Raw genomic sequence first — 22,057 nt, 5'->3', positions numbered from 1 at the left:
CACCGGCATCCTAAAATAGCCCGCTATCGACTTTACGTAATGACGATTGACACGGAAATTTAGGTACTTTCACCACCTGCTTTCGGTATGGCATCGCAAACCTTTAAAAAACAGCATTATCAGTGGAATACGATTGAATATATACATTTTTTTGATTGGTTAAATCTCCGATTTTTTGTGCCTATAGAGCATCTAATTAGTAGGCGAAAAAGAAATTTTCAGACGGAGTTACATAGCAAATGAAAAGTTATTGGAAAATATTACGCACAGCACTACTCATGCTGAGCGTGTCTCTATGCACATTTGCCGAAACTCTTAATGCATCCACTCCTCGGTCTCGGTCGGCTGATGTTAAGCCACGAGTAATCATTACAGCAGACCCAGAGTTGGACGACTCGAACTCCCTTCTGCGGTACCTGCTTTACAGCTCGGATTTTCGAACGGAAGGCCTCATCTACGCTAGCAGTCAGTTTCACTGGAAGGGTGACGGTAAAGGCACACTGGCTGTACCAGATGGGATGGATTATCGTCGATTAAAGGTGAAGCCTTGTCCTTGTACGTCGTGGAGATGGAACCCAGACGAGCGGTTTATTGACGATGCAGTAGCCCTCTATTCCAAAGTTTATCCGAATTTACGTCGGCACAAGCGAGGCTATCCCACGCCTGCGTCCCTAAAAGACCGAATCCGTTGGGGTAATGTTGCGTTTGATGGAGAGATGTCTGAAGATACGCCAGGATCCGATCTCATCAAGACAGTGCTACTCGACGATGACGATGCGCCGGTTTATCTTCATGCTTGGGGTGGTCAAAGCACAATCGCACGCGCACTGAAGTCCATCGAAGACACCTATAAGGGTACGATCCGATGGAATGCGATTCGTGAGAAAATCATCCGCAAAGCTGTAATTCATCCATCAGGGGACCAGGATGACACATATGCGAAATATATTAAGCCTCATTGGCCAGAGATTCGATATCAATTAACACTCGACGCGGTCAATCTCAGTTACTTCGCGCACGATGCCGTAAGCGCAGATGATGCCTTGTATTTTTCCGCCCCTTGGACCCAGAAAAATATCTCAGCGCGCGGGCGTGCTGGATCTTTTTACTACGTATGGGGTGATGGACGGCAAATGGTCGCGGGCGATAAATTCGATTATTTCGGTTTTGCTGGAAAAAGTGCGGACGAACTGCAACGGGAGGGGTATAACATCTGGACGCCTATCAGGCCGAAGGGGAGCTTCATTGGTGAAGGCGACACCCCCACCTTCCTAAATTTGATAGACAATGGCTTAAAGGGGTATCTCGATGACAGTTTTGGCGGCTGGGGTGGATATCTCGATCCGGCACCGCGCCTGGTCAGCATGCGAGAATTCAATGGACCTTTCTCTACGCCTGTCCGTGCGCCGACGCATCCTTTCCTAGCGGCTGCTCAGCGGGACTTTGCGGGACGATTGGCCTGGAGCCAAGCGACAAGCTATGGGGCCGCAAATCATCATCCGATCATCATTCTTGGAATGCCCACTACCTTATCAGCTAAACCTGGAACAACTTTGTCACTCAAAGGAAGGACAAGGGACCCCGATGGCGACAAAGTGTCGCTGACCTGGTGGTTGCTCGAGGAGAAGGGCGGGACGTTCCACAAACAGGTACTTAACCAGAGAGTGAATGGTCAGGCTGTCTTTGTGGTGGCAAACACTGCTAAAGCAGGAGACAGGATTCAGATCGTCGCAGAAGCGACGGATGCCGGCAAGCCGGCACTGACTCGCTATGAAAAGATCATTGTAACTGTACATTGATGAGTGCGCACAGCCTGATGTATAGCTTCAGGGACAGGAGAATATTAGGAGAATAGACCTCACTGCGTTGCGGTTTTAGATAAAGAACGGCCTGTCCGCCGTCAGCACCAATGGCACAGATTTGAGGTTGTGATCTAACCTCTCTTATTCACCGGGCTGCTGCGTGATGGCTTAATCCGGGACGGGGTGGCAGGCTGAGGCGGCCAGCGCGAGTTGCCCTGTGGCGACTATTTCATCGCGTTTGGCCGAGAGGTTTGCGGGGTTTCTGGACAGGGTGGATCGATCTGCGGCCGCGCCGCGCCGTTCAGGTCGGCGCGGGTTTGAGGGCGCGGGCGATATGCTGGAAGATGTCGGCGTCGGGGCAAGCGCTGGCGAAGGCGATGCGGATGCGACTGGCGGTTTCGACGACGCGGGCGGCGACCTTGATGAGGCGGATGCGGATGGTGGCGAACTCGGCGTTCCTCAGCGCTGCGGTGGCGGGCACGGCCTGCCGCAGCTTCCACATCAGCCAATATGCGGCGGTGTGGAGGATGAGGCGCATCTGGTTGGCATTGGCCGATCGGCACGAGGTGCGATCGCTCTTCAACTGGGTCTTGTGGAGTTTGATGAGGTTTTCGGCCTGGCCACGAGCACAATAGAGCGTGTCGTAGATGTGCTCGGCGCTACCAAGCTCGATCGAGGTGACGACGAAGCGGATATCGAGGCCCATAGTGCTGGCTTCGATCCGCGCGACGACCCTGCGTTTGGTCGGCCCCCAGGATTTGGCGGCGTAGCAAGTCTCGGCATAACGGCGCAGCACGCCCAATCCCTGCAGCGCCCGGTCGGTGGCACAGGCATCGCCGCGATTGACGATGACGGGATCGGCATGGAGCGCCTTGTTGCCGGGCAGGCCGAACACATAGTCGATGCCGTTCGCCTCGCACCACGCCATGATCTCGGGGCGGCCGTAATGGCCATCACCGCGTAGCGTGATGCGGGTATTGGGCCAGTGGCGGCGGATGCGCCGGATCAGCCGACGCACATGGCCTGCCGTCTCGACCCCCGATGGGCTCTTGCCGGTGCGCAGCAGCATCGCCACCGGACGTCCAGTCGCGGTGTCATAAACATGGATCGGCAGGAAGCAGCGCTCGCCATAATGGCCGTTCCAGAAGGAGAGCTGCTGGCCGCCATGGACGACATCAACCGTCTCATCGATATCAAGCGTCACCGCGACCGGCGGCACGGGATAGCTCGCGCAGTAGAGATCAACGAGCGCGCCTGTCAGACGCACCAGTTCGCGCGTCGTCGGCGCATTCTCCCAGCGGCTCATCGTTGGCTGGCTTGCCAGGCCGATCACGCCGCCGGGCAGTTTGCCGAGCGCCAGCTTGAACCCAGGATCGTGACGCAAACTGTCGAGATCATCGGCATCCTCATAGCCGCAGGCGATCGCCAGCATGCGAGCGCGCAGGATGTCGTCGAGATCGTGGACGACGCGGCTCTGGTCGCGAGGGTCGCAAATGCAGGCGGCAAGCCGTTCCGCAATGCCAAGCTGTCGCTCGGCCTGCGCCAGCAGCAATACGCCACCATCGGATGTCAGCCGACCGCCGTCGAAGGCGGCGGTCATTTTCTTGCGGCAAATCGCTGGGAATGAGAAACCGAGGAGGCTATCATCTGCCATGGCGGTCGTGGCACTTTCTGTCCGGCGTAGAGGGATGATTTAAGCACTCTTTCTCTACTCCAGATCAGTAACTTACGCCACGTCCGCCAACCCCATCCCATGCCGCCGGTGAATAAGACGGGCTAAGGACGAGATTGAATGGGATAGCGGTGCTGAAATAGTAAGGCGCTTGGCCCTGACCGCACCCGTTAGGCGATCAGCTCCAAGTCCGTACGAAAATCGTGATAATGCTTATAGAAGAGAGGCTTATCGCCTTATCCAGAGGTTTTTGCGTCGCAAAGATGGATCAGTAATCAAGAGAATCGTCCAACTTGACGAGAATGAACCCAAATCCCCGAGTTTCGAGCAGAACCCCTTCTACTGGGGCCTGCTGGCAATCGATCCTCACGGAGATTTTCTAAATTCAAAAAGGTTGTACCGTTTTTCTCGGCATCTTCTCTATGCTTCTCACCATAATATACCTCCTGAGCTACTTGCAGGTTTTCTCCATCAATGCGGAAGCCCCGATCGAATATGCGAGAAGGCCAATGATGGTTTCACTGAGCCTTGGCTTGCAGACTACAAAGCTTATCTGGCAGCTCGCTCCCTCGCGAGCCCGTGAATGAAGTGCTGAGAGGGAGAGGCAACGATCACTGAGCATGAAGCAACTGGGAATCTTTACTCCGCAGCCCCCTCTTTTACCAGCCGATGTGATTGCCAGGTGATTGCTACAGCCTGACCACCGCCCGGATGGACGGCGCTCTGATATTCTTTAAGTCATTGATATTGTTGCTGGAGCGGGTAGCGGGGATCGAACCCGCATCACAAGCTTGGAAGGCTAGTGCTCTACCATTGAGCTATACCCGCTCGGCAGGAGAGCGCCCTGCCATCATTGGGCGGGCTTCGTCAAGATCGCGCTTACACCGGCCTAGCATTTCCTCTATCAGGCGGGGATGGACACGCCATCCCTGCGCCAGTTGGACCTTTTTGCGCAGATGGTGGCGGCGGGGAATTTGACGCGTTGTGCCAATGACATGGGGCTGTCGGCCGAAGAGATTGCGCGCGACCTGGCATCGTTGGAAATGCGGCTGGGCTATCGCTTGTTCGAGGATCTGGAGGGCGCGGCGCGGTTGACCCCGGCCGGACGCAAGACGGCCGAGGCGATGACGTTGCTGTCGCAGGATAAGGCGGATGATTGGGACCGCCCGGCTCCCGCTGCCGTGGCCGCTGCCCCGATGCCGCCCCCTGCCCCTATTGCCGCCGAGCCGCCGCGCCGCACCATCATGCTGGCCGCGCCCGCGCCGGTGTTCGGCCATTTGCAGGATGCCTTGGCAGCGTTCGAGGCGGCGAACGAGGACGTGGCGATCGCGCTCGACCTGCATGTCCAGTCGGCGGCGGATGCGGATGCGGCGCTCAAAAGGGGGCGCGCCGACATCGCCTATTTCTATGCACTGGAAGCACCAGCGGATTTTCCGTCGCGCTATGGCTGGTCGGAGCCGGTCAATATCTATGCCGGGGCGGATCATCCCTTTGCGCGGTCGCAGAGCGTATCGCGCGCCGATCTGGCCGCAGCGCCGATGCTGGCGATGGAGCGCGATAACGCCATGCGCGCGGTGATTGAGGCTGCGCTGGCCAGGGGCAAGGTCCGGTCGGGGCCGCTAGCGCTGGAAAGCGACAATATGGCGGCGATCATGGCGGCCCTGCGGGACAATGTAGGCCTGTTCGCGGCTTTCGGTCCGCTGGCGCGTGACTTGGGCCGGATGGAGGGCATCAAGCGGATCGCGCTCGACATGCCCCTGCCCGCAGTCGAAATTCGCCAGGCGGTGCGGCCCGATGCAGCGGAAACCCCGGCGGTCGAGGCGCTGGCGGACTTTCTGTTTCTGTAAATTGCCGGAGATCGTGGCGCGAATGCTGCGCTGCAACGGAAAAGCGACGAGCCGATATTGATATACCATATCATATTGGTTACAGGGTCTCATTCTTCCCGTTGCCAAGGATGACCATCGTTGATGTCCCGCCTCTTTTCTTTGCGTGCTGGTTGCGCCCTGTCCGCCCTGTGTGTCGCGCCCGCGGCTTTTGCGCAGGCGCCTGACCCGCAAGCGCCGGACCAGGCCTATCATGACAATCGCGCCGATATTGTCGTCACCGCGCTGATCCCGCGTCGGCAGGGCGATATCCTGTCCGGCACTACTGTCCTGACCGGCGACAAGCTGACCCAGCAATTGCGCACAACCATCGGCGAGACGCTGGCGCGGCAGCCGGGCGTGTCGGCGACCTCCTTCGGTCCCAATGCGTCCCGCCCGATCCTGCGCGGCTTTCAGGGGGAGCGGGTGCGTATCCTGACCGATGGGATCGGCAGTTTCGACGTGTCCAATACATCGGTCGATCATGCGGTGGCGATCAACCCGCTGACCGCCGACCGGATCGAGATACTGCGCGGCCCTGCCGCCCTGCTCTACGGATCGTCGGCGATTGGCGGCGTGGTCAATGTGATCGACAGCCGCATCCCCCGCCGCGTGCCCGACGAGCCGGTGCATGTCGAAGGCCTGGCGACCTATGGCAGCGCGGCCAATGAGCGGACGGTGAGCGGCGAGATCGAAGCGCCGCTGGCGGAGAATTTCGTCGTCCATCTCGATGGCAGTTGGAGCAAGAGCGACGACCTGCGCACTGGCGGCTATATCCTGTCCAAGCCGCAGCGCGCGCTGGCGGCGCAGTCGGACGACGCCGAAATCCGCGAAGACGGGATGTGGAAGGGCAAATTGCCCAACACGGCGGCCGAGACTTGGGAAGTGGCGGGCGGCTTTGCCTATATCGGCGATGGCGGCAATCTGGGCGTATCGGTGTCGCACACCGAGAACCGTTATGGCGTGCCGTCGCGGATCGACGTGACGGAAGAGCATGATCATGAGGGCGAAGAGCATGGCCATGAAGAGGAAGAAGGCCACAGCCATGAGGATGTGACCTTGTCCATGCGCCAGACCCGCGCCGACCTGCGCGGGGAAGTCGCAACGGGGGGCGGGTTCCTGGACAGCATCCGCCTGCGCGCGGGCTGGGCCGATTATCAGCATCAGGAAATCGAACCGACGGGCGAAGTCGGAACGACGTTCAAGAATCAATCGATGGAAAGCCGCCTGGAATTCATCCAGGCCAAGCGCGGCGGTTGGGACGGCGCGTTCGGCGCGCAATTTTTCACCCGCCGGTTCCAGGCAGATGGCGAAGAGAAGTTCCTGCCCAAGAATGAGACCAACCAGCTCGGCGTCTTCACGCTCCAGTCGCTCGATCTGGGCGACACGCGACTGGAGGCGGGTGCGCGCTATGAACATACCGACCTGAAGGCCGATCCCGATGCCGATCTGTTCGTCGATGGGCGGACGCGCAGTTTCAACGCGCTGTCGGGATCGCTCGGCATCAGCCAGGCGATCATGCCCGGCTGGCGCGCAGGCCTGAACCTGTCGCGGAGCGAACGGGCACCGTCGGCGGAGGAATTGTTCGCGCGCGGCAATCATGCCGGGACGCAGGCATTTGAACTCGGCAATCCCGATTTCGGCAAGGAACGCAGCTGGGGCGTGGAAGGCACGCTACGCGGCGGGGGCGAAGGCTACAGCATCAGCCTGGCCGCGTTCCACAACTGGTTCGACGGCTATATCTATGACGCGATCGTCGATGACAGCGTGTGCCAGGCGGCCAATGGCGGGGCGGAACTGGAATTTCCCTGTTTCGCCTATGCCCAGGCGGATGCGCGCTATTATGGGTTTGAGGCAGAGGCGTCGGTCAAGCTGGCGCAGGTCGGCGGCTATGCGATCAATGTCGATGGCGTGGCCGATTATGTGCGCGCGCATATTAAGGGCAATGGCCCGGCGCCGCGCATTCCGCCGCTGCGGCTGCTGGGCGGGGTGGAAGCGCGTGGCGACCGACTGTCGGCGCGGGCGGAGATCGAACATGCTTTCGCGCAGGAACGGATCGCCGATTATGAGACGCCTACCGACGCCTATACGCTGGTCAATGCGTCGCTGGCGTTCAAGCCGTTCGCGGGGAATGACCGGACGACGTTGATGCTGTCGGCCAACAATATCTTCGATGTCGAGGCGCGGCGGCATGCCAGCGTGCTCAAGGATTTCGCGCCGCTCGCCGGACGCGACATTCGGGTGACGGCGCGCTTTTCGCTGTAAGGCGGGTATCCAGGGGCACAGGTGGGGTCAACCTGCGCCCCTGGACGGCCGGGCGTCAGGCGACCCGACCAAGCCGGTGGTAGAGATTGGCATATTTGACCGATTCGGGCTGGTCCTGAACCTCGCGCAGATAATGGGCGATGGCGGTGCGGATCAGGCCGAAATCTTCGGGCGAGAAGACCGCGCGCGGACGGGCGGGCTGGGGATGGCCGGTGGTGTCGGTGGTCATGTCCTTGTCCTTTCAGATGCGCCGTTCATCGGCTTGCGTACAGCGATACGGACAAGGGTTGCGCGTTTGAAGGACGGTTAGTGGCCGCGTGTCATGATTAGATTTGGTATAATTGTCATTCTATGACAGTATGTCCATATGGCAGAACTGACCGATCGCAAACTTTATCTTGGCCCCAAATTGCGCGTTTTGCGCCGCGAGCTGGGCCTCAACCAGACGCGCATGGCCGAGGAATTGGGGGTTTCTCCCAGCTATCTCAACCATTTGGAGCGCAACCAGCGGCCTTTGACGGCGCAGATGCTGCTGCGGCTGGCCAATACCTATGACATCGACATTCGGGACTTTACCGCGACTCCGGCCGAGGGTGGTCCCGGCGAACTCAGTGAAATTTTGTCCGATGCGCTGGTGCGGGACATTGGGATCGCGCGCGACGAGGTGTTAGAGGTCGCGGAAAATTATCCGGGTGTGTCCGAAGCCTTGGCGCGATTCTATCGCGCGCTGACCGATTTGCGGCGCTTGCCGGGCGAGGCGGTCGCGGGGGCGCGCGGCCCGGCGCCGCTGGTTGCGCCGGTGGACTGGTTGCGCGAGATGATCGCGCGGGCGGGCAATCATTTTGCGGAGATCGATGCGGGGGCGGAGAGCCTGGCCGCGACGATGAGCGACGATCCAGCGCTGTTGCAGGCGGAATTGCGCGCGCGGTTGAAGGACCGGCATGGCATGGCGGTGCAGGTGGTGCGCGCCGATGTGCTGGCGGGGACGCTGCGCCATTATGACATGCACCGGCGGCGCTTGATGCTGAACGAGCGGCTGCCCGCGTCCGGGCGGCTGTTCGCCATCGCCTATCATCTGTGCGCGCAGGAACTGGCCGAGGCGATCGCGGCGCAGGTGGCGCGCGCCGCGCCGCCCGATGAGGATAGCCGCCGCATCGCCACCATGGCGCTGACCAACTATGCCGCCGCGGCGCTGATCATGCCCTATGACCGGTTCCGTCAGGCGTGCGAGCAGAGCCGCCATGACTTGGCCCTGCTGCGCGACCGGTTCGGGGTGTCGACCGAACAGCTGGCACATCGGCTGACCAGCCTGGGGCGCACGGGGGCGCGGGGCATCCCCTTCTTCATGGTCAAGATGGACCGGGCGGGGCTGGTGTCCAAGCGGTTCGATGGCGAGGCCTGGCCCTTTGCCCGCTATGGCGGGGCGTGTCCGCGCTGGGACGCCTATGACGCGGCGTCGAGCGACGCGGTGGCGTGCCAGTTGATCGAGACGCTGGACGGGCGGCGCTTCGTCACGCTGGCGATGGGGATAGCGGGCGCACCGGGCGCGCGCGGCCGATCGGTGATCGCGATCGGGTGCGAGGCGAAACATGGGGGGCGGATCGTCCATGCCGACAGGATCGACCTGGACAAGGACGGCGCGACGGAAGTGGGGCCGACCTGCCCGCTGTGCGAACGGCGCGCCTGCGCGGACCGGGCCTTGCCGCCGGTGACGCGGGCGCTGGATTTACACAGTTATGAGCGAACGGTCGCGCCGTTTCCGTTTCGGCGGGTTTGAGGCCTAAGGCCGCGCCACCGGGAACACCCCTCCCCCGCTAAACGGGAACCGGGCCAAGATAGGAATCCGGTACAGCGACGGTGGCGAGAATGAGTTTCTGCAACACCGCATTATCGTCTAGACGCCAGACCTTGATGACGTGCTTGCCGGGTGCCAATTGTCCCATGTCAGCCGAAAGCCGGACTTCATTGTCACAGACTGCTTTGGCCCATCGCTGCTTGCCGGGCGTATCCTGCGCGCCGCCTGTCGCTTCCAAGGCGGCCACCAGCGTTTGTACCGGCCCATCGTCCAGCGACACACCGATACGCACACCGCCGCTCCCACTGGTATCGAGGGTCGGGGCCAGTATCAGTGTCAGGGATGCCGGACCTGCCTCGGTGACCTGCACGTCATATTCCAGTCGGACACCATCGTTCGCGGCGGTCGCAGGCCGACCCTGAGGAAGCGCCAGAACGGCGCCGTCGGTTCGGCCAAGATGCGGGATCGTGGCCCAGCCTAGCCCTTTCCTATCATAGGAACGAGCGAACGCAGGCGCTTCGATTGCGATCACGCCCTTTGGTCCAGCAGCGCGCTTGATGAAGTGAACGCCGCTGCCGCGCTTGTCGGTGGGGGTATCGCCAGCAACACGGGTAATGCTGGGCATCGTCTGCTGAGTCGGGTCATTCCAGATGACATAGCTCATGTGAACCTGCGTCATCATACCGTCCCACTTGCAGCCATTGATAGCATGATATTGGCGGGTCAGCGCTGCATCGCGCGCAAAGGCGGCTTCGACCTGATCAGCAAAAATATTGGCACGGGCGTCGTTGCGCGACGCCAGTTTGCGATTCCAGGCCGTCCCATAATAGAGCCGATAGAGGTTTGCGACGGCCGAAATCGGGAACTCAACCAGTTGATAATAGGCATCATATTGATTGGGCGGGAGTTTGCCCCGCGCGTCAAGCATCTGTGATTCCAGTGCATCCCATTCCGCCACCATCGCCCCGAATTCGCCACCGTCCAGTCCTTCGGGCAAAATGGCACCGATCGAGAAGCTATCCTGATCAATCAACTCTGGCTTCCGACGGGCAGCATATTGGCTGTAGCGGGTGACCAACCCGCCGATTGCGGATGCGTGATCATCGCCGAACGTGGCCGCCGCCCAATGCGCGGGGTAAGCCGCAAGCATTGCAGGCGTCATCGCATCGGGATTCCAAGCCATGGCAAGAAAAAAACCCAAGGGATATTCCATCGGTTTGATGTCGCCGACATTGGCAATCCACATGGCCCGCGCGCCGCGTTCATAGGCAAGATTCATTTGCTGCCAGATTTTTTCAATCTGGTTGGTGTTCAGCCACTTATAATTGCGCGGCACCCCGACATAGTCGAAATGATAATAGACACCCGCTCCACCACTACGTTGAGGTGAGCCAAGCGCAGGCAGGCGACGAATTTGCCCCCAATTATCGTCTGCAAAAAGCAGCGTAACATCGTCGGGCACTTTCATGCCGTGATCGTAATAATCCTGCACCTCCTTGTAGAGCGCCCAAACTTGCGGCGTTTCCTGCGCCGGTTTTCCGGTCACTTGCGCGATGATGGCGCGCTGATCGGTCACGATGCGTTCCAGTAGGCCGGTGGCGGTGCCTTCCGCCATTGCTTCATCCCCATCACCGCGCATTCCGATCGTAACAACGGATTCATAGCTTTGGCCGCGCCCCTTTGACACCATACGTTCTATGCCGCCGCGCCAGAAGGTCCGCAGATTCTGCGCATTGTCGGCATAGTTCCATGCGCCGCCGGTCACGCCTTTTTCCGTGTTCCGATGCCACTCGTCCTGCGCACGCATCATCACTTCATGATGCGAACTGCCCATCACCACACCCATTGCGTCTGCCAAGATCATATTGTCAGGATCGTCCGCAGCAAAGGCCTTCGGCGACCACATGGCAGGCCACAAATAATTACCCTTCATCCGCAGCAACAGTTCAAAGACATGCGCGTACATAGCAGCGTTGATGCCACCGAATTTTTTGACGGCCCACCCACTGAAATTGGGGTCCTCATCATTGATAAAGAAGCCCCGATAGCGAACCTTGGGCTGGTCGCGTCGCGATCCTGCCGGAATCAGCACCGTCCTGCGCTGCGCAACAGGGACGTCGGCGAACCAATGCCAGGGCGACACACCCATCCGTTCGGACAGGTCATAGGTGCCAAATACTGCCCCTCGCCGGTCAGCACCGACAATGATCAGCGCCTGCGATACGCCAACGAATGGCCGATCGACGACGATCTGGCGGAATGCTTCCCATTCCCCCGACAGATCGGAGGCGTCGATTTTGCCTGAAGCCACTAACTGATCAATGATGGGGCATTGGTTCAGAACCCCGATCACAACGAGCGGCCCGCTTACCCTATTCACATTGGCCGCGCGGACAGGCTGTCGGCCGCTGACCCGATAGAGATCTCCGGCAAAGCTGTCAGCAGCACGTAGTACGGCTGAATCTGCTTTCGCATCTACGAGGATCGTCGCCGGAATTGTGTTATCGATCAAATGAAAGGCGCGGCCATCGCCTGTCGTGGCTGCGAGGGCAGTCGGCATCACAGCGGCAAATGGACTGGCCAGCATCACACCGATACCAGCCACGCTGTTAAGCAAGCTTCTACGCGTTACGGGCTTGATTGCCTCAGACATTGGCCTCTCCTAGTCAGTGTTATCGCTACCATGCCAATGATAAGGAGACGTGGCAATTGCGATTTCCAAAAGAGCGGCTTGGCGAGAGGGCGATCTTGTCGTGGCAAGCGAGGCAGCCCGTTTCATCACGAAGCCCCGGCAGCGAACGCCAACAAAAAAGGGCCGCCCCTTGGGGCGACCCTTTTTCTATCCTCTCCCCATAACAGGGACAGTCAGGAGGCCGTTTAGTCGGCCTTCGTCTGAAGGTTGACGGCGGCGTATTTGCCGCGGCGGTCTACTTCCAGCTCGAAGTCGAGACGGTCGCCTTCGTTGAGGGCGGCCATGCCGGCGCGTTCGACGGCGCTGATGTGGACGAAGGCGTCGGGCTGGCCATCATCGCGCTGAATGAAGCCGAAGCCCTTCATCGCGTTGAAGAATTTGACCGTGCCGCTGGAGCGTTCGCCGGTCAGCTGACGCTGAGGGCCACCACGTTCCGCACCGCCGCCGAAGCCGCCGGGGGCTGCACCGAAACCACCGGCGCGGGGTTCGCGCGGTTCGCGCGGCGGGCCGCGATCGGTGACGGGGAGCGGTTCGCCGTCGATGACCAGATCGGTCGCCGACACTTTGCCACCACGATCGACCAGGGTGAAGCCGAGCTGCTGCCCTTCGGCGAGGCCAGTCAGGCCAGCCTGTTCCACGGCGCTGATGTGGACGAACACGTCTTCGCCGCCATCGTCACGAACGATGAAGCCGAAGCCCTTTTGCCCGTTGAAGAATTTGACGACGCCCTTGCCTTCGCCAACGACCTGCGCGGGCATGCCGCCCCGGCCGCCACCGCCGCCGAAACCACCGCCGCCGCCGCCGAAGCCGCCACCGCGCGGTGCGCCGCCGCCGAAGCCGCCGCGATCACCACCGCCAGCGCCACCGCCGAAGCCGCCACGATCACCACCGAAACCGCCGCCGCCGCCGAAGCGGTCACCGCCGCCGCCGAAGCCGCCGCCAAAACCACCGCGACCACCGCCGCCGCCACCGGCACCCTGATCGTAGAAATTGTCGTCGCCGAAACCGTCGCGCTTGTCCTTGCCGCGCCCGCCGCGGCGACCTCTGTCAAAACTCATGCCCTGTTAGTCACTTTCGCTTCGCCCCAAGACCATTCGGACACGCATGTCGGGCGAATGACATGCAAAATCCACCGCAAAGGCGGGTTTGGGAATCACTATATCAAATTTTCAGGGGAGCGCGAACGATTTTAACAGGGGCGGTCCCGTTCCGTTCCTTTTGCGCAAACCACTGTGCTTTGCGGGTAATATTCCCCTTCTTTCCGCCGCCGCAAAGCGTCGATTGCGATATGTCCGCTTTACCCATAGAGGGAGGATATGACCGTCCATTTCCATGAAGAAGATCTGCCCGCTGGCGTGCTTGCCCCCGGCCCGATCGCCGTCGATACCGAAACCATGGGGTTGATCACCCCGCGCGACCGCCTGTGCGTCGTCCAGATAAGCGATGGCCAGGGCGACGAGCATCTGGTGCGGTTCAAGCCGGGCAGCGACTATGCCGCGCCGAACCTGCGCGCGGTGCTGGCCGACCCGGAGCGGCTCAAACTCTATCATTTCGGGCGGTTCGATATTGCCGCGATCCAGCATTATCTGGGCGTGGTGGCTGCGCCCGTTTATTGCACCAAGATCGCGTCGCGGCTGATCCGCACCTATACCGACCGCCATGGGCTGAAAGAACTGGTCCGCGAATTGCTGGGCCAGGACATCAGCAAGCAGCAGCAGTCGAGTGACTGGGGCAACCCGGTGCTGAGCGATGCGCAGAAGGATTATGCGGCGTCCGACGTGCGCTATCTGCATGCGCTGCGCGCCGAGCTGGACAAGCGGCTGGTGCGCGAAGGGCGGATGGAATTGGCGCAGGCCTGTTTCGACTTCCTGCCGCATCGCGCCGCGCTCGACCTGGCCGGGTGGCCGGAGATCGACATTTTCGCGCATATGTAAGGAAGTCGAAGCCCCGTGTCCGTCCAGGCCGATCAGCAACGCGATGTGCGCCGCCAATGGGCGCAGCCGGGGGGCAGCCATGACCGCATGGTCAAGCTGCTCAAAAACTGGCTGCCCGTGGCCGTCGGCGTGCTGAGCGCGCTGCTGGCGACGGCGCCCTTCACTGGCGGGGACAAGGTGAGTTTCGTTCTCGACAAGAATAAGGTCGATGTGGCGAAGGAGCGGATGCGGGTGACCGAGGCGCTGTATCGCGGCGAGGATAGCAAGGGGCAGCCCTTTTCGTTGCGCGCGGGGTCTGCCGTGCAGAAAAGTTCGCGCGAGCCGATCGTGGACTTGAACGCCATGTCGGCGCGCATCCTGCTGTCCGATGGTCCCGCCGTGCTGAGCGCGCAGAAGGGCCGCTATGATATGGACAGCGAGCGGGTCGGCATCGAGGGGCCGGTGCAGTTCGAGGCGGCGGGCGGATACAGGCTGACGACGCGCGATGTCGGCATCGACCTCAAGTCGCGACGGATGCAGAGCGCGGGCCGGGTCGACGGGCGCATCCCGATCGGCACGTTCAGCGCCGACCATCTGGAAGCGGACCTGGGCGCGCGGACGGTGACGTTGAATGGCCGGGCGAACTTGCGTATCGAACAAAATGGTCTCAAAGGGCGCAACTGATGACACGCTCCTTCCTTTTGCTGACGATCGGTGCCGTAGGTGCCGCCGGGATGATGATCGCTGGCGCGGGGGCGCAGGTGATGCAGAATCACGACAGCAATGCGCCCGTCAATTTCAACGCCGACCGGATCGAGGTGCAGGACCGCGCCGACCGCGTCGTCGTGTCTGGCAATGTCGAAGTGACGCAGGCGGGCATGACGCTGAACGCCGCGCGCATGACGGTGGCCTATCGCAACCAACCGGGCAGCGGCACGAGCGGCGTGGAGATCGACCGGATCGACGCGTCGGGCAATGTCGTGGTGACCAAGGGCGACCAGACGGCGCGTGGCAATGTCGCCATCTACGACCTCAACAGCAAGCTGATCACGATGCTTGGCAATGTCGCGCTGACGCAGGGCGGCAATCGGCTGACCGGCGGGCGGCTGGTGATGGACCTCAATAGCGGGCGATCGACCGTGGACGGGCGGTCTTCGGGCGGCGCGGCGGGATCAACGACGAGTCCGAGCGGGCGCGTGTCGGGCACCTTCACCGTGCCGCAGCGGAAGAATTGACGCCCGCCGAGCGGGCTGTGCGCGACCGGGTGCTGGGCCGGGCAGAGGTCGAGGCGTTGCTGGCGGGAGCGTTGCCGCTGCACCTTATCGATTGCGATCTGGAGGGGGCGGACCTGAGTGGGCTGGCCCTGCCCGGCTGGACGTTCGAGACGTGCCAGTTGCGGCGCGTAGATTGGACCGGGGCGCGGCTGGAGGGGACGGTGTGGCGATCCTGTCGCGGGGCGTTTGCGAATTTCGTGGGCGCGGATTTGAATGAGGCGCGCTTTGCCGCCTGCGACCTCAACAACAGCCAATGGCGCGGGGCGCGGTTGGGCGCGGCTGTGTTCGAACGGTGCAAGCTGACCGGGGCCGACCTGTCGGAGATCAAGGCGTTCGACCTGCGCTTTGACGAGACGCTGCTGATCAACGCCAAATTGCCGGGCTTCTCCTTTCGCAAGCAAGTGCTGCAGCGCATCGATTTCAGCGCGGCGGACCTGCGCAAATGCGATTTTCGCGATGCGCGGTTCGAGGAGTGCAGCCTGCGCGAGGCGCATCTGGCCGATGCGCGATTTGATGGCGCCGATTTGCGCGGCGCGGACCTGGGCGGATTGCGGCTGAACGATGCCAGCCGTTTTCGCGGCGCGACGATCTCGCGCGCGCAGGCGAGCCAGTTGCTCGGCGAACTGGGGCTGAAGGTTCTGTAGGCTCCGCAAAAACAAGCCCGGCGCTCTTGCGAGGCACCGGGCAGGATCAGGGTCTATGGCTGGGAGCCGACCCGATAATGTGCTGCGTCAGCCCTTCTTTTCGGGCGGCAGTGTGATCTTCACATCCTCGCCATTCTGGCCAGGGAAGTTGGTGAACATCGCGTCGATCAGGTTCGGGACCAGGTAGGTCAGCTTGTTGGACAGCGACTGGGCGCTCGCCTTGCCTTCGAACAGGCGGCGATTGTCGGCCGCGCGGTCGATCTTCATGCTGAGGTCGCTGGTATAGACGGTGTAGCTGGACACGTCGTTGAAACCGCCGCCACCGAACAGCCAGGGGTCATAGAAGCCATAGCCCCAAGGGCGACCCCAGCGACCGCCGAAGCCACCGCCCCATGGGCCAAAGCCGCCATAACCGCCGCCGAAGCCGGTCGAGCGGACCTTCTCGCGGCCATTGTCGACATCATAGGCGACGCGGACGATGAGGTCTGCGCGCGCGGGATCGCTGGCCGGGACATAGCCGGTCTGCGCCAAGCGCTGCCCGACCATGTCGGCATAATGGGCAAATTCGAGGCCGCCCGCGAGTTGCGGATTGTCAGCGACGATGGTGTAGCTCTGGCCCGCGGGGGCCGGGAGCTGCTGGAAACGGGCGACATCGGCCTTGAACGACGTGGCGCAGCCCGACAGCGCAACCAGCGCTAGGGCAGGCGCTGCGAACAGACCGAACTTTTTGAAACGGGTCATTTTTCTGCGTCCTGTATCAGGCATGAATCTATCTGCATCATTGGGGCCTGTTCTAGCAAGCCGCAACTGAACATCATTTGAACGCACGAGAAAACCGAACGGGCGCAAACCATGTCCTGTCACCGCAAGGACGCCACGCCCGGCCATAACCCGTAAGGCTCGTCAGCGCATCAGCCCCATCGCATCATAGGCCGCGCGCAACGTCGGTTCGGCCGCCGCCGCCGCCTTGGCCGCGCCCTTGTCGAGAATCGCGTCGAGCGCGGCGTCGTCGGTGCGCAGTTCCAGGAAGCGCTGGCGAATCGGGCGCAGCGTTTCGACCAGCACTTCGCCTAGCGCCGGCTTGAACGCGCCGAAGCCCTTCCCCGCAAATTCGGCGCAGACGGCATCAGGCGTGCGCGCGGTCAGCGTGGCGAGGATGCCGACGAGGTTGCTCGCCTCTGGTCGGCCCGCCAGGCCGGCCGCCGTTTCGGGCAGCATTTCCTGGTCGCTCTTGGCCTTCTTCACCTTGGCCATGATCGCGTCGTCGTCATCGGTCAGGTTGATGCGGCTCATGTCCGAGGGGTCGGACTTGGACATTTTTGCGCTGCCATCGCGCAGCGACATGATGCGCGCCGATTCCTTGGGGATGATCGGGTCAGGCAGGGTGAAGAGGTCGACCCCGAAATCGCTGTTGAACTTGGCGGCGATGTCGCGCGCCAGTTCCAGATGCTGTTTCTGATCCTCGCCCACGGGGACGTGGGTCGCGTTATAGGCGAGGATGTCGGCGGCCTGCAGCACCGGATAGACGAACAGGCCAACCGACGCGCCTTCGCGGTCCTTGCCCGCCTTGTCCTTGAACTGAGTCATGCGATTGAGCCAGCCGATGCGCGCGGTGCCGTTCAGCAACCAGCAGAGTTCGGCATGGGCGGGGACGCGGGCCTGGTTGAACAGCACCGAGCGATCCGGGTCGATCCCGGCGGCGACCAGGGCAGCGGCCATGTCGCGCACATTGCGGATACGCTGGTCGCGCGCCTCATGCACGGTGATGCTATGCATGTCGGCGAGGAAGAAGAAGCATTGCGAGTCCGCATCCATCTCGTCCTGCATCTTCACCCAATTGCGGATCGCGCCGAGATAATTGCCAAGGTGCAGATTGCCGGTGGGCTGGATGCCGGAAAGGACGCGCATGGGATGATCCGTTCTATTGCGTTGTGGTCGCGCTCCGCCGACGCATCAGCGCCTTGATATCGGACAGCCGGTAAGCGCCGGTGACGAAGCAGGCCAGCCCGTAGAGCGTGACGCCCGCGCCGACAAGTATAGCGAGCGCGATATAGCGTTGGACCATGGCTCCGCTGAGCCAGGGATCAAACAGGCTGGCCCCCGCGATCAGTGCGCCGCCCATGATGAGCGCGGCGAGCGCGAGGCGCGGCAGGCGACGGCGCAGCCCGGCATCGGCGGCAAAATGGCCGCGCTTGACGAGGGTGCGATAGAGCATCGCCACATTGACGGTGGAGGCGAGCGCGGTGGCAAGCGGCGGGCCGATATGGCCCAGCGTCGGAATGAGCGCGGCATTGCCGACGATGTTGATCAGGATCGAGAGCATGGCGTAGCGCACCGGCGTCCGCGTATCGCCACGCGCATAATAGCCCGGCGTCAATACCTTGACGAGGACATAGGCAGGCAGGCCGATCGAGAAGGCGGACAGCGCCCAGCCGCAGCGCATCGCGTCTTCGGCGGTGAAGCGGCCATATTGGAACAGGCCGCGCACGATCGGTTCGGCGACGGTCAGAAAGGCGATGGTGGCGGGCAGCGTGAGGAACAGGGCGAGTTCGATGCCGCGGTTCTGCGTTTCCATCGCCGCCTCATCCTCGCCCTTCGACAGCATCCGCGAGATGGTGGGGAGCAGGATGGTGCCAAGGCCGATGCCGATGAGGCCCAAAGGCAGTTGGTTCAGCCGGTCGGCATAATAGATATAAGTGATCGAGCCGGAGGCGAGCAGCCAGCCCGACAAAGCGGTCGAGACGAGCAGATTGACCTGCTGCGCCCCCGCCCCGGCCGCGGCGGGCACGATGAGGCGGAGCAGTTCGCGGACATCCTTGTCGAGGCGGGGGCGCTGGAGCTTAAGCGAAACGCCTGCGCGGCGGCAGGCCCAGATCAGCCAGAGCAGTTGCAGCGCGCCACCCACGGTCACCGAAATCGCCTGCACCCGCGCGGTTTCATATTCGTCCGCGCCATGGAAGAACCACAGGCCGCTGATCATCGCGACATTGAGCAGGATCGGGGCGGCGGCGTTGACCCAGAATTTGTCGAGCGAATTGAGGATGCCGCCCAGCAGCGAGGCGATGGAGATGAGCGCCAGATAGGGAATGGTGATGCGCGACAGGGTGACCGCGAAGGCGAACTGATCCGAAGTCGGATTCTGCCGCGAAAAGCCGCCGGACAGCGCCCAGGTGATCGGCCAGGCGGCGGCAATCAGCGCCAGGGTGAAGAGAATGAGGACCGGCAGCAGCACGGCGAGCGCGCGCTGGGCGAAGTCATAGCCCGCAGGCAGCCCGCCCTCGCCCGCCGCCTTCTTGTTGAACAGCGGGATGAAGGCGGCGGAAAAGGCGCCTTCGGCAAAGAGGGCCCGGAACATGTTGGGGAGGCGGAAGGCGACGCCGTTGAAGGCGTCCGACGCGAACCCCGCACCGACATAGCGGGCCGCGAGGGAATCGCGCACCAGCGCCAGGATGCGGCTGACGAGCGTCAGCCCGCCGACTGATCCCAGGGCGCGGACAAGTTTCATGGCATTACCCCCGTGCCCGTTCGGGCTGAGCCTGTCGAAGCCCCACACTTCCTTTTCAAAGAAAAGTGCAGCCCTTCGACAAGCTCAGGGCGAACGGAGACAGGGGTCATCCTGCGTGTCAGGCGTGGCCGGCCGGTTCGCCTGCGGTCTGTTCCAGCGCCTGGGCCTGTTGCAGGTAGAGCGCGCCGAAATCGATGGGGTCGAGCAGCAAAGGCGGGAAGCCGCCGTCGCGGATTGCGTCGGCCAGCACGCGGCGGGCGAAGGGGAAAATGAGGCGTGGCGCTTCAGCCAGCATGAAAGGCTGGATCTGCTCTTCGGGCACGTTGCGCATGCCGAAGATGGCGGCATAGAGCAGATCGACGGCGAAGGCGGTGCCCTGCGGCGCTGTGGCCTTGACGTCAATCTTGAGCGAGATTTCCATCACTTCTTCACCGACGCGGTCTGCGCCGATGTTGAACTGGACGTCGATCTGCGGCTGGTCGGGCCACTGATAGACGGCCGGCGCGTTGGGATTTTCGAAGGACAAGTCCTTCACATATTGGCTGATCAGCGCGATTTGCGGCGCGGTGTCGGCGCCGTTGCCCTGGCTGTTGATATAGGGGTTGGTGTCGGCTTCGTCGGCCATGGTCCGTCCTTATATGGTCAATAATGTCCGGCGGGCCGCAACCCCCCGCGATGTGACCCGCGCGCTTAGCAGGGGGCGCGGAGCAGGGCAATGGCACCGGCACGAAGGGGCTATTTGAAGTTGCGTGCAAACATGCCTATGTTGGTTGGAACATTGTCCCCGCGCAAAGGGTATAGATTTCCGTGTATGTGATCGTCATCCTCGCCATGATAGCCGGTTTTCTGGCGCTCCGGCTCTATTCCGTGCTCGGCAAACGTACCGGACACGAGCAGGAGCCTGCGCTCCGTCCCGCCGAAGACCGTGCCAAGGTGACGGTGCTGCAACCCCGGCCGATGGCCGAGGGCGCGGGCGATTCGGTGCGCCTGGCAGACGGGTTGATCGCACCGGGGGCGGAAAATGGCGTGCGCGCCTTGATCGCCGCCGATCGCAGCTTCGATGTGCCGCAGTTCGTCGATGGGGCCAAGAGCGCCTATCGCATGGTGCTGGAGGCCTTTTGGCGCGGTGACCGGGACGAGCTGGCCTGGTTGTGCGACGAGGATGTGCGCGCTTCGTTTGAAGCTGCGATCGCCGCGCGCGAGGCCGAGGGCCATGTGCTCGACAACCGGCTGGTGCGGATCGAAAAGGCGCAGATCATGGAAGCCTCCGTCAATGGCGGCGTCGCGCAGATCGCGCTGCGCTTCGAGGCCGACATCGCCGCGGTTACGCGCGATCAGGATGGCAATGTGGTCGCCGGGTCGATGACCGATGCGGTCGGGACCAACGATATCTGGACCTTTACCCGCGACGTCCGCAGTGCCGATCCCAACTGGAAGCTCAGCGAAACCGACGAAGCGTGATCGGCGCATGATGCTGCGTTCGAGGGCGGGCGCGCTGGCCGCTGCCCTGCTGCTGTCGGCTTGTTCGGGCAGCATGATCCCGCCGTCCGCGACTGGCCCTGCGCCGTCGCGGCCTGGGTCATCTGGGGAAGTCGCTATCCGCCCTACCCCGGCCACGCCGCGCCCCACCCTTCCGGTCGAAATGCCGACCGATGCGGCCCTGGTGCCGGGCACCGCGGCCGCGTTGGGCGTGACGCGCGGGCCAGAGGTCGGCAGCCTGATCCCGTCGGGCGAGCGATCGCGGCTGGCTTTGCAGGCGTTTCGCATTTCCTGCCCCACGTTGATGCGGCGCACCGATACCAGCGGACTGACCAGGGGGTCGGACTGGAACAATGCCTGCGCGGCGGCGTCGAGCTGGCCGGACACCAGCGCCAGCGAATTTTTCTCCCGCTATTTCGAAGCAGTCCAGGTCGGCGACGGCGCGGCCTTCGTCACCGGCTATTATGAGCCGGAAATCGCCGGGTCGCGCACGCGCCAGCCGGGCTATGACGTGCCCATCTATCGCCGCCCGACCGACCTGATTGACGTCGATCTGGGCCAGTTCAGCGAGAGCCTGAAAGGCCGCACGATCCGGGGCAAGGTCGCGGGCACCAAGTTCGTGCCCTATGACGAGCGCAAGCAGATCGTGAGCGGCGCACTGGCGGGGCGCGGGCTGGAATTGGCCTATGCCGCCGATCCGGTCGAATTCTTCTTTCTGCAGGTGCAGGGCAGCGGGCGGCTGAACCTGCCCGACGGCGGCGTCATGCGCATCGGCTATGACGGGCAGAATGGCCGCGATTATACCGGCATCGGCAAGCTGATGAAGGATCGCGGGCTGATCAAGGCCGGGTCGATGCAGGACATCATGCAATATCTGCGCGCCAATCCGGTCGAAGGCGCGGCCATCATGAACGAGAATAAGAGCTTCGTCTTTTTCCGCGAACTGACAGGCGCGGGGCCGATCGGCGCGTTGGGCGTGCCGGTGACGGCCGAAGGGACGGTCGCTGCCGATCCCAAATATGTGCCGCTGGGCGCGCCGGTGCTGCTCTCGCTCGACCGGGCTGAGCCCAATGGCATGTGGATCGCGCAGGATACGGGCGGCGCGATCAAGGGGGCCAATCGCTTTGACAGCTTCTGGGGTGCGGGCGCGC

Annotated in this window: 18 protein-coding genes and 1 tRNA gene; 10 read left to right on the top strand and 9 right to left on the bottom strand. The window is 62.3% G+C overall.

Annotated elements, in window-relative coordinates; translation table 11 throughout:
- Nucleotides 1–239 precede the first annotated feature (239 nt).
- On the top strand, nucleotides 240–1,799 hold the full coding sequence (locus IL54_RS04610) for a DUF1593 domain-containing protein (protein ID WP_337587979.1): 1,560 nt from the start codon (nucleotides 240–242) through the stop codon (nucleotides 1,797–1,799).
- A gap of 304 nt (nucleotides 1,800–2,103) precedes the next feature.
- On the opposite strand, the gene IL54_RS04605 is transcribed toward IL54_RS04610, so the two are convergent.
- Both IL54_RS04605 and IL54_RS04600 read right to left on the bottom strand, forming a co-directional pair.
- Nucleotides 2,104–3,456: an IS1380 family transposase gene (locus IL54_RS04605; protein WP_037472266.1), complete on the bottom strand. Its 1,353-nt coding sequence runs from the start codon at nucleotides 3,454–3,456 to the stop codon at nucleotides 2,104–2,106.
- A gap of 772 nt (nucleotides 3,457–4,228) precedes the next feature.
- A tRNA-Gly gene (locus tag IL54_RS04600) sits at nucleotides 4,229–4,302 on the bottom strand.
- Between the two features lie 86 nt (nucleotides 4,303–4,388).
- Between IL54_RS04600 and IL54_RS04595 the strand changes: the two genes are divergently transcribed.
- Nucleotides 4,389–5,321: a LysR family transcriptional regulator gene (locus IL54_RS04595; protein ID WP_037473574.1), complete on the top strand. Its 933-nt coding sequence runs from the start codon at nucleotides 4,389–4,391 to the stop codon at nucleotides 5,319–5,321.
- 123 nt (nucleotides 5,322–5,444) lie between these two features.
- The gene (locus IL54_RS04590; RefSeq protein ID WP_037473572.1) at nucleotides 5,445–7,604 is read left to right on the top strand and encodes a TonB-dependent receptor; all 2,160 of its coding nucleotides are present in this window, start codon (nucleotides 5,445–5,447) and stop codon (nucleotides 7,602–7,604) included.
- 55 nt (nucleotides 7,605–7,659) lie between these two features.
- Here IL54_RS04590 and IL54_RS24810 read toward each other — a convergent pair whose 3' ends face one another.
- Nucleotides 7,660–7,833, bottom strand: a complete 174-nt coding sequence (locus tag IL54_RS24810) for a hypothetical protein (RefSeq protein WP_193378815.1) — start codon at nucleotides 7,831–7,833, stop codon at nucleotides 7,660–7,662.
- Nucleotides 7,834–7,971: 138 nt separating this feature from the next.
- Between IL54_RS24810 and IL54_RS04585 the strand changes: the two genes are divergently transcribed.
- Nucleotides 7,972–9,381, top strand: coding sequence for a helix-turn-helix domain-containing protein (locus IL54_RS04585; protein WP_037473571.1), 1,410 nt, complete (start codon nucleotides 7,972–7,974; stop codon nucleotides 9,379–9,381).
- A 37-nt stretch (nucleotides 9,382–9,418) separates the two neighbouring features.
- On the opposite strand, the gene IL54_RS04580 is transcribed toward IL54_RS04585, so the two are convergent.
- Nucleotides 9,419–12,052, bottom strand: coding sequence for a glycosyl hydrolase 115 family protein (locus tag IL54_RS04580; RefSeq protein ID WP_037473569.1), 2,634 nt, complete (start codon nucleotides 12,050–12,052; stop codon nucleotides 9,419–9,421).
- A gap of 224 nt (nucleotides 12,053–12,276) precedes the next feature.
- Nucleotides 12,277–13,149 carry a cold-shock protein gene (locus IL54_RS25670; RefSeq protein ID WP_037473567.1) on the bottom strand — a complete coding sequence of 291 codons (873 nt, stop codon included), beginning with the start codon at nucleotides 13,147–13,149 and terminating at the stop codon, nucleotides 12,277–12,279.
- Between the two features lie 258 nt (nucleotides 13,150–13,407).
- On the opposite strand from IL54_RS25670, the gene IL54_RS04570 reads away from it, so the two are divergent.
- From IL54_RS04570 to IL54_RS04555, 4 genes are read left to right on the top strand one after another with little or no spacing between them, the layout of a single operon-like run.
- Complete coding sequence (locus IL54_RS04570) at nucleotides 13,408–14,025, top strand: ribonuclease D (protein WP_037473566.1); 618 nt, start codon at nucleotides 13,408–13,410, stop codon at nucleotides 14,023–14,025.
- A gap of 15 nt (nucleotides 14,026–14,040) precedes the next feature.
- Nucleotides 14,041–14,688, top strand: coding sequence for a hypothetical protein (locus IL54_RS04565; RefSeq protein ID WP_037473564.1), 648 nt, complete (start codon nucleotides 14,041–14,043; stop codon nucleotides 14,686–14,688).
- On the top strand, nucleotides 14,688–15,239 hold the full coding sequence (locus IL54_RS04560) for an LptA/OstA family protein (RefSeq protein ID WP_037473563.1): 552 nt from the start codon (nucleotides 14,688–14,690) through the stop codon (nucleotides 15,237–15,239). Before IL54_RS04565 ends, IL54_RS04560 begins: the two co-directional genes overlap by 1 nt.
- Nucleotides 15,236–15,922 carry a pentapeptide repeat-containing protein gene (locus tag IL54_RS04555; protein ID WP_037473562.1) on the top strand — a complete coding sequence of 229 codons (687 nt, stop codon included), beginning with the start codon at nucleotides 15,236–15,238 and terminating at the stop codon, nucleotides 15,920–15,922. Before IL54_RS04560 ends, IL54_RS04555 begins: the two co-directional genes overlap by 4 nt.
- 87 nt (nucleotides 15,923–16,009) lie before the next feature.
- On the opposite strand, the gene IL54_RS04550 is transcribed toward IL54_RS04555, so the two are convergent.
- From IL54_RS04550 to secB, 4 genes are all read right to left on the bottom strand, one after another.
- Nucleotides 16,010–16,663, bottom strand: a complete 654-nt coding sequence (locus tag IL54_RS04550) for a DUF4136 domain-containing protein (protein WP_037473560.1) — start codon at nucleotides 16,661–16,663, stop codon at nucleotides 16,010–16,012.
- Between the two features lie 162 nt (nucleotides 16,664–16,825).
- Nucleotides 16,826–17,830 carry a tryptophan--tRNA ligase gene (trpS, locus tag IL54_RS04545; protein ID WP_037473558.1) on the bottom strand — a complete coding sequence of 335 codons (1,005 nt, stop codon included), beginning with the start codon at nucleotides 17,828–17,830 and terminating at the stop codon, nucleotides 16,826–16,828.
- A gap of 13 nt (nucleotides 17,831–17,843) precedes the next feature.
- A complete protein-coding gene (gene murJ / locus IL54_RS04540) occupies nucleotides 17,844–19,427 on the bottom strand; it encodes a murein biosynthesis integral membrane protein MurJ (RefSeq protein WP_037473557.1) in 1,584 nt (527 codons plus the stop codon).
- 118 nt (nucleotides 19,428–19,545) lie between these two features.
- Complete coding sequence (gene secB, locus IL54_RS04535) at nucleotides 19,546–20,052, bottom strand: protein-export chaperone SecB (RefSeq protein ID WP_037473556.1); 507 nt, start codon at nucleotides 20,050–20,052, stop codon at nucleotides 19,546–19,548.
- 182 nt (nucleotides 20,053–20,234) lie between these two features.
- Here secB and IL54_RS04530 point away from each other — a divergent pair, with 182 nt between their 5' ends.
- The gene (locus tag IL54_RS04530) at nucleotides 20,235–20,888 is read left to right on the top strand and encodes a Tim44/TimA family putative adaptor protein (RefSeq protein ID WP_037473554.1); all 654 of its coding nucleotides are present in this window, start codon (nucleotides 20,235–20,237) and stop codon (nucleotides 20,886–20,888) included.
- Between the two features lie 7 nt (nucleotides 20,889–20,895).
- Nucleotides 20,896–22,057, top strand: a 1,162-nt coding sequence (locus IL54_RS04525; RefSeq protein ID WP_076605546.1) for a murein transglycosylase A, incomplete at its 3' end; no start/stop codon positions are given.

Origin of the sequence: Sphingobium sp. ba1 (assembly GCF_000743655.1) — a bacterium.
GTDB lineage: Bacteria > Pseudomonadota > Alphaproteobacteria > Sphingomonadales > Sphingomonadaceae > Sphingobium.
The sequence above is the reverse complement of the archived record's forward strand: the minus strand, read 5'-3'. Positions and strand labels throughout refer to the sequence as shown.